The 7404-nt window shown below is 58.9% G+C and carries 6 protein-coding genes; 4 read left to right on the top strand and 2 right to left on the bottom strand.

The features are described 5' to 3' along the window. The 3 genes from HNQ99_RS05930 to HNQ99_RS05920 all read left to right on the top strand — a co-directional run. Positions 1-894: acyl-CoA dehydrogenase family protein (locus HNQ99_RS05930; RefSeq protein WP_184474703.1), on the top strand; the 894-nt coding region annotated here is incomplete at its 5' end. A gap of 371 nt (positions 895-1265) precedes the next feature. After that, entirely contained in the window at positions 1266-1934 is a 669-nt protein-coding gene (locus tag HNQ99_RS16895; protein ID WP_184474702.1) for a glutathione S-transferase family protein, read from the top strand. Between the two features lie 426 nt (positions 1935-2360). Continuing rightward, positions 2361-2804 carry a globin domain-containing protein gene (locus HNQ99_RS05920; protein WP_184474701.1) on the top strand — a complete coding sequence of 148 codons (444 nt, stop codon included), beginning with the start codon at positions 2361-2363 and terminating at the stop codon, positions 2802-2804. A 641-nt stretch (positions 2805-3445) separates the two neighbouring features. On the opposite strand, the gene HNQ99_RS05915 is transcribed toward HNQ99_RS05920, so the two are convergent. Beyond that, complete coding sequence (locus tag HNQ99_RS05915) at positions 3446-3691, bottom strand: hypothetical protein (RefSeq protein ID WP_184474700.1); 246 nt, start codon at positions 3689-3691, stop codon at positions 3446-3448. Here HNQ99_RS05915 and xth point away from each other — a divergent pair. Next, positions 3672-4457 carry an exodeoxyribonuclease III gene (gene xth / locus HNQ99_RS05910; RefSeq protein ID WP_184474699.1) on the top strand — a complete coding sequence of 262 codons (786 nt, stop codon included), beginning with the start codon at positions 3672-3674 and terminating at the stop codon, positions 4455-4457. The two genes, HNQ99_RS05915 and xth, sit on opposite strands and share 20 nt — an antisense overlap. Before the next feature lie 212 nt (positions 4458-4669). On the opposite strand, the gene ppc is transcribed toward xth, so the two are convergent. Next, entirely contained in the window at positions 4670-7354 is a 2685-nt protein-coding gene (ppc, locus tag HNQ99_RS05905) for a phosphoenolpyruvate carboxylase (protein ID WP_184474698.1), read from the bottom strand. Positions 7355-7404 lie beyond the last annotated feature (50 nt).

Raw genomic sequence — 7404 nt, 5'->3', positions numbered from 1 at the left:
AACCTGTTTGGCCCTCACCCGATCGTCGTGAAAGGCACGGACGAGCAGAAAGCACGCTGGGTGCCCCGGTTGATTTCCGGCGAGGATCAGGTCGCGTTCGGCGTCACCGAACCCGACGCAGGCCTGAATACCACCCGCATCAAGACCTTCGCGGAAAAGGTTCCTGGCGGCTATGTCGTCAACGGGCAGAAAGTCTGGACGTCCACCGCGCAGGTCGCAAGCAAGATCCTGCTTTTGGCGCGCACCACCCGCTATGAGGACTGCGCGCGGCCGACCGACGGAATGTCGATCTTCTATACCGACCTGGACCGCGCCAAGATCGATGTTCACAAGATTCCGAAGATGGGGCGCAAGGCGGTGGATTCCAACGCGATCTTCATTGACGGCCTGTTCATCCCCGAAGAGGACCGGATCGGCGAGGAAGGCAAGGGCTTTTCCTACCTTCTCCACAGCCTCAATCCTGAACGGATACTGATTGGGGCGGAGTCCATTGGTCTGGGCCGGGATGCACTGCGCCGCGCGGCAAAATATGCGCGCGAACGCGTGGTGTTCGATCGCCCCATCGGCCAGAACCAGGGCATACAGCACCCGCTTGCGGAACGCTGGATGTACCTCGAAAGCGCGTGGCAGATGGCGATGCGCGCCGCCGAACTCTACGATAGCGGGCGCCCGTGCGGGGCGGAGGCGAATAGCGCAAAATTTCTGGGCGGCCGCGCCGGTCACGATGCCTGCTGGCAGGCCGTGGCCACGCATGGCGGTTTTGGCTATGCGAAGGAATATCATGTCGAACGGCTGTACCGGGAAGCCGCGATCACCCGCATCGCGCCGATTACCGAACAGCTCATCATGAGCTTCATCGCCGAAAAAGTGCTCGATTTGCCGAAAAGCTATTAAAAACCGTCTGCGGCATCGAGTTGTACAGCCGCTGAGCAAGCTTCAAGCGACGGACCATCGGCAGGAGATAGGCCGGGGGCAGCGCCCCCGGCCCTTCTGAACATTCACGCGCGCGCCGATGTTCCTGACCTGCTTACGCCGGTGACACTATCTGGGGCGGAAACATCGGCAAGATCGTCCGCTTCCCAAACCGCCAACCGGATGGGTTTTAATGTAGGCATGTTCACTGGCCAAATGGGCCTAGATTATCCTTGCTGGCACTGATCGCCAGCCAGGATCGATAGCTTACATGCGCACGACAGCTAGGCATTGACACCAGAAACGATATGAGTAACCACACTAGCTATCGATAGGTAGGCAGGAATCAAGTTGTGAAGATATATGACCGCCAAGGCGCCCCTCACCCGGCGCGCGTCCGCATTGTAATCGCCGAAAAAGGGCTCGAGGATCAGATCGATTTCGTCAGCGTCGACCTGATTTCGGCGCAGCAAAAGCAGGATTCGTTCCTGGCCATGAACCCGATCGGCAAGATACCGGTCCTGGAGCTTGAGGACGGTACCATCATTTCCGAATCGGCAGCCATCACCGAATATCTGGACAATCTCGACGGCAACCCGACACTTACAGGCCGCACCCCGCGAGAAAAGGGATTGATCCATATGATGCAGCGCCGGGCTGAGATGATGGTGCTCGACGCCGTCGATGATTATTTTCATTACGGTACGCCGGGTCTTGGACCTGCATTGCGTCCTTGGCGCATGCCCGACTGGGAGGGCGCACACGAGTGGGGCCAGCGGCGCGGCGCATATGCGGTGAAGAATATGGCCTATTTCGACGAGCTTCTGGCCAAACAGCCTTTCCTTGCCGGAGAGAAATTTTCGATGGCGGATATAACCTTGTTCAGCGGTCTTATGTTCGCCGATGCGGTCGCACTGCCGATCGCCCCCGAATTGACTGCTCTCCATGCGTGGCGCGCGACCGTCTCTGACATTCCTGCGTCAAGAATCGCAGCGGACAAGATGTTTTGCCAGAGGATATAGAGCGCCACATTGCGGGCTAAAGTGCAGCGTCGGGGATTGTTCCGCCGCGAATATGAGGGCGCCATGCTGCGAACATCTTGGCCTCAAGCGTCCCCCCCCCCCCCCCCCGCGTCTGCCAGGTGAACAGCAGAACACCGCCCAGGGTCTATAGAAACAATGGGCGTTTCATCTCTATTGCACCAAAGGCGGGGTCGTAACGCCGCACGGACATAAACCATGTGCGACTGAGCCGAACGACAAATTCCGCATCCAGCTTGGTTGGACGCGCTGGATCCGTTCCACGACTGCCGCGAACGCGGGTGCTCTGAGATGCATTTCCCCATCTACGTATTAGCCCGTATTTCGCGTGATGTGGCGGCCGGTAGAAGTCGGGAACCCGTCCGGGTCCTATCACCAGCAAGCGGGCTTCGCCCGAAGGAGACAGCTGTGCCAAAGCCGCTTTCGTCGGAAACCATCGCCATCATCAAATCCACCGCTCCGTCTCTTCGCCAGCATGGCGTCGCCATCACCACGCGCATGTATGAACGCTTGTTCGTCGACCCGGCTATCAAGGCGCTATTCGACGAGGCCGCACAACAAACTGGCGAACAACCGAAGCGGCTTGCGGCGGCCATCCTGGCTTTCGCCGAAAATGCCGATAAGCTTGGGGCACTCGTACCCGCCATCGAACGAATGGCCGCGCGGCATGTTGAAACCAACGTCAGGCCGGAACATTACCCGGCGGTCGCCAATGCCCTGTTGCCGGCAATAAAGGATGTACTGGGTGATGCGATTGACGATGCCGTGCTCGCAGCCTGGGGAGAAGCCTTTTGGTTTTTGGCAGATGTGCTGATTGCCCGCGAAACTGCGTTGTACACCCAGGCGGCGTGATAAGGCGGCGGCTTTGGAAGCATGGGAATGCCATGCCTCATAGAGCGCTTCACGGTTATGACGAGCACAATCTGAATGCGGCCGAGAAACGGAAGCAGTAAGGTTGAGGAGCCGCCCTAAAATAATTGGTCGATGGCCGGCTCACATGCGATCCCATCATTGTCCGTCAAGGATCGAACGATAGTCGGCTTCGCCATGAAATATTGGTCCCCTCCCCGCCAGTCGGGCATCGACGCAGTTTCTAAAACGGTGCTCCGCCGGAAAACCAAAAGCAGCAGCGCTTGTTCCTGTTTCAAGTTCAGAGGAATTTGCACTGGCCCAGGCCAAGCCGATTATCGGCCCTTCCAGCATCACCAAAAGGATGCAACGCCAGCGAGAACGACGCTTTCGCTTTAGTAGCCACCGCCCGCGCTGCCGAAGGTATTCGTCCATGAGTGAGAGCTTCCATGAAGACGAGCACAACGTATAGTTGTAATTTTTGCTAACATTCCGACTTTTATGGCGTAGAAGTGCACAACATAGTTCCTATAAAGACTATTTGGATACGCCTTGATCTATAACAAAAGGCATATACTCAAGTTAGTGCCACGAGCACCCTGGCCAATTCACTCAATTATCTTGAGGAAGGTGGAACCGATTATTTAGCAGATGGTTTTTTCTGTGGCGACCCTGAGCTGACCCGGCTTCGGCCGGGCCTTTTTTAAGGGGTCTTTGGCAGTTTCATCCGCTGCGGATAAACCATCGGCCTTTTCTTGTGAACTTCGTGCCTGAGCCATAGCCCTGTCCTGCCGCAGTTTATGCGGGGCGCCGCCGAAAAAGCCGCCGCTCGCCTCCTCTGCCTTTTCCTGATAGGGTGCCGGCTCGAAGATGAAGATCGCGACCTTCAACGTGAACGGCGTTAATGGCCGCCTCCCGGTCCTGCTCCGATGGCTTAAGGAGGAACGGCCCGACATCGTCTGCCTGCAAGAGTTGAAGGCACCGCAGGAGAAGTTTCCAGAAGGGGCAATTCGCGATCTTGGATATGAGGCGATCTGGCATGGCCAGAAGAGCTGGAACGGCGTCGCGATCCTGAGCCGGGTGGGAGCAATTCATGAAACCCGACGCGGCCTTCCCAACGATCCGGATGGCACGCAAAGCCGCTATATCGAGGCTGCCATCAACGGCATCCTGATCGGCGGCATCTATCTTCCCAACGGCAACCCCCGCCCCGGTCCGAAATTCGACTATAAGTTGCGGTGGTTCGATCGCCTCATCGATCATGCCGCTGAACTGATCGGCTCTGGCTTGCCGGTAATGCTGGTGGGCGACTTCAACGTCATGCCAACCGATCTTGATGTCTACAAACCCGAGCGCTGGCTGGACGATGCCCTATTCGCGCCGGAGGTAAAGGCCGCCTTTTTTCGGCTGATCAGCCAAGGCTGGACGGATGCCCTGCGCACGCTTCACCCAAATGAGGTGATATACACTTTCTGGGACTATTTTCGGAATGCCTATGGGCGTGACGCTGGCCTGCGCATTGACCACCTGCTCCTCAGCCCGCAACTGGCAGACAGGCTGGTCGACGCCCAGGTGGATTCAAGTGTCCGAGGATGGGAGAAGGCCAGCGACCATGCGCCAGTCTGGGTCGAGCTTGCGGACGAGCCGCAGCGCTGAGGGGAAATGAGTTGAGAGCCGCGCACCATCCGTGGACTCCGCATGGCTGGGACTGTGGGGCTGGTATGAAACGAAGCGAGGACCATTCGCAATTGCACCTCTTTGCCTCAATAATGTGCCATGAATTCTTCATAGTCGCATGGCGGCTGGCTAAAAATGATCTCCGTCAAGCGCCTTACCGCTTACAGAAGCGGAATGGTAGTGTCCCGCCCTCACCCACTATTTCGCAGCGCCGTCGCGATCGCGTTGATCGACAACTCAATGCCCTCCCGTATTCGGGGATCACTCTCTCCGCTGCGGTGTCGCTTGAGCATCTCGATCTGCAACAGGTTCAGTGGCTCAATATAGGGGAGGCGGAGGCGTATGGAGGTGTCGAGCGCCGCGTTGTTTTCCAACAGGCGGGACTGACCAGTGATCGCGAGCAGTCCGTCATGCGCCTGCTGCCACCCCTCACGGATACGGCCAAAGATCGCCTGGCCCTGCTGCTGATCGTTCACAAGGCCCGCATAACGCGCGGCCAGCGCCATGTCGGATTTCGCCAACACCATTTCCATATTGGCCAGGGTCGCTTGGAAAAAGGGCCAGATATTCGCCATGTCGGCAAGCAGCGCCTTATCCTTAAAAGCGGCGAGCGCCTGTCCCACCCCAAACCAGCCGGGAAGCATGACGCGAGCTTGCGCCCAGCTGAACACCCAGGGGATGGCGCGCAAATCCTCTATCCGGTTGCTCTTGGTCCGGCTGGACGGACGCGATCCGATCTTGAGACCTGCTATTTCCGAAATCGGGGTCATCTGACGGAAGAAGTCGCGAAACCCCTTCGTATCATAGACAAGCCCGCGATAGGCGGCAAAGGCAGACGCAGACAGCTGGTCCATAGCCGTGGAGAAGCGCGCGGCGTCGCGATCCGACAGCGCCTCCGGCTCCAGGCTGGCGAGAAGGGTGGCGCTGGTCATTGCCTCCAGATTGGCCATGGCGACATCGCGCGTGCCATATTTGGCGGCAATAACTTCGCCTTGTTCGGTAATGCGGATGCGCCCCTGCACCGTGCCCGGCGGTTGCGCACGGATCGCGGCGAAAGAGGAGCCGCCGCCCCGGCCCACCGCGCCGCCACGGCCGTGGAAAAGCTGCATCGCCGTTCCGGCGCGCGCAAAGATCGACTCCAGCGCCTTGCTAGCCTGATGGAGGCACCAGGTGGAGGTCAGATAGCCGCCGTCCTTGTTGCTGTCGGAATAGCCGATCATCACCTCTTGATGCCCACGCGCCGTCACCAGAGCATCGATTTCCGGCAGGCCGAAATAGGCAGCCATGACTTCAGGCGCGTTTTCAAGGTCTGCCACGGTTTCGAATAGCGGCACTGCCATGATCGGCGCATAGGACTCTTGCTCGTTCTCCGCCGCGCGCCAAAGACCAGCCTCCTTCAACAGGATGTTGACCTCCAAAAGGTCGGACACGCTTTCGGCCTTGCTGATATTATAGGCGATGATGGATTGCGGCCCATATATTCGGTGCGCCTCCGCCGCCGCGTGAATGATCTCCAGTTCCGAAGTAGTTTCCTGCGAATATTGGGCAAAGCGGCTGCCGAGCGGTCGGTTGGTGGACAGTTCCTTGCGCAGCAGCGCGATACGGGCGTATTCATCCAGGCTCTTATAGTCGGCCTCGGCACCCGCTTCCTTCAACAATTCCGCAACGACGCGCTCATGCACATCACTGTTCTGCCGCAGATCCAGCGTAGCGAGATGAAAGCCGAAGGTCTCCACGGCGCGGATAAGCCGTCCCAGCGCGCCGCCGGTGGCAAGCGCGCCATCGCCCTTGCTCCTGAGACCAGCCGCCACGGTGACAAGGTCGCAGCGAAGTTCGCCGGGCGATTCATAGGGTTCCGCCGGCAAGGCACTGGGCCGCGGCGGAGCCTTGCCGCACAGCTTCTCATATGTAGCCGAAAGGCGCGCATATATGCCCGATATGGCCCGCCGATAGGGCTCATCCTTGCGGCTAAGGGCATCATCGCCGCTCTTGTCCGCCAATGCTTGCACCGCCTCCGGCACCTCGGCGATCTCGGTGGAGATGGAAAGCTCTGCGCCCAGCGCATGGAGCGCGTCGAGATAATGAGCGATGGCAGACGCACAAGCGCGCGACAAAGCGAGGCGCAACGACTCCGCATTCACATGAGGATTGCCGTCGCGATCGCCGCCGATCCAGCTTCCCACACGCAGAAAACTTGGCGGGCGGTGGCCAAGCTCCCGCTCCCATCGGGCATAGAGCGCGGGTAGCGCAGGCAGGAAAACCTCGCTGAGGTACGTGAGAGCATTTTCCACCTCATCCGCCACAAAGAGGCGCTCGCGCCGAAGCGGACGAGTCTGCCAGAGCAAAGCAACCTGACGATATATCGCTTCTTCGATATTATCGTTCACGTCAGTTTCAGTAAGGCCTGCATCCCTCATCCGCATGAGTTCAGCGATGCGGTTCTTATGGTCGATCATGCTCTTGCGCCGCACCTCGGTCGGGTGCGCCGTGAGAACAGGAACGATCAAGGCCTTTTCGAGCAGCGCCATGACCTGATCGGCGTCAACGCCATGCTCTTTCAAGCGCTTGAGCGCGGAGGCCACATCCGCGCCGGGTTCCACCGTCACGCCCTGCCGATCCTCGGCCAGATTGGCGAGCATCGAAAAAAGCATGAAGCCCCGCACGAAATTGATGGTGTCATCAAGGCTCAGGGCATCAAGGCCGGGATCGACCACATCCGCGCCTGCCACTCCCCGCGCGCGGTCGACCGACGCGGAACGGATATATTCGGTCTGACGGTACAGCTTGTCGCCGCCATAGGCGCGAATCACGTCTCCCAAAAGGCGTCCCAAGAAACGGACGTCCGGATTTTGCGTGATAAGTTGATTAGTCGCCATAGGTTTATGCTGCGCCGCAACAGGAGAAGAATCAAGGCCGGAAGGACGTT

Origin of the sequence: Rhizorhapis suberifaciens (genome assembly GCF_014200045.1) — a bacterium.
GTDB lineage: Bacteria > Pseudomonadota > Alphaproteobacteria > Sphingomonadales > Sphingomonadaceae > Rhizorhapis > Rhizorhapis suberifaciens.
This window is presented reverse-complemented; position numbering and strand designations above follow the sequence as displayed.

What these genes read in the sequence shown, in the direction of transcription:
- ppc (WP_184474698.1), bottom strand. Translation starts at nt 7,354, where the DNA reads ATGGCGACTAATCAACTTATCACGCAAAATCCGGACGTCCGTTTCTTG.
- xth (WP_184474699.1), top strand. Translation starts at nt 3,672, where the DNA reads ATGAAGATCGCGACCTTCAACGTGAACGGCGTTAATGGCCGCCTCCCG.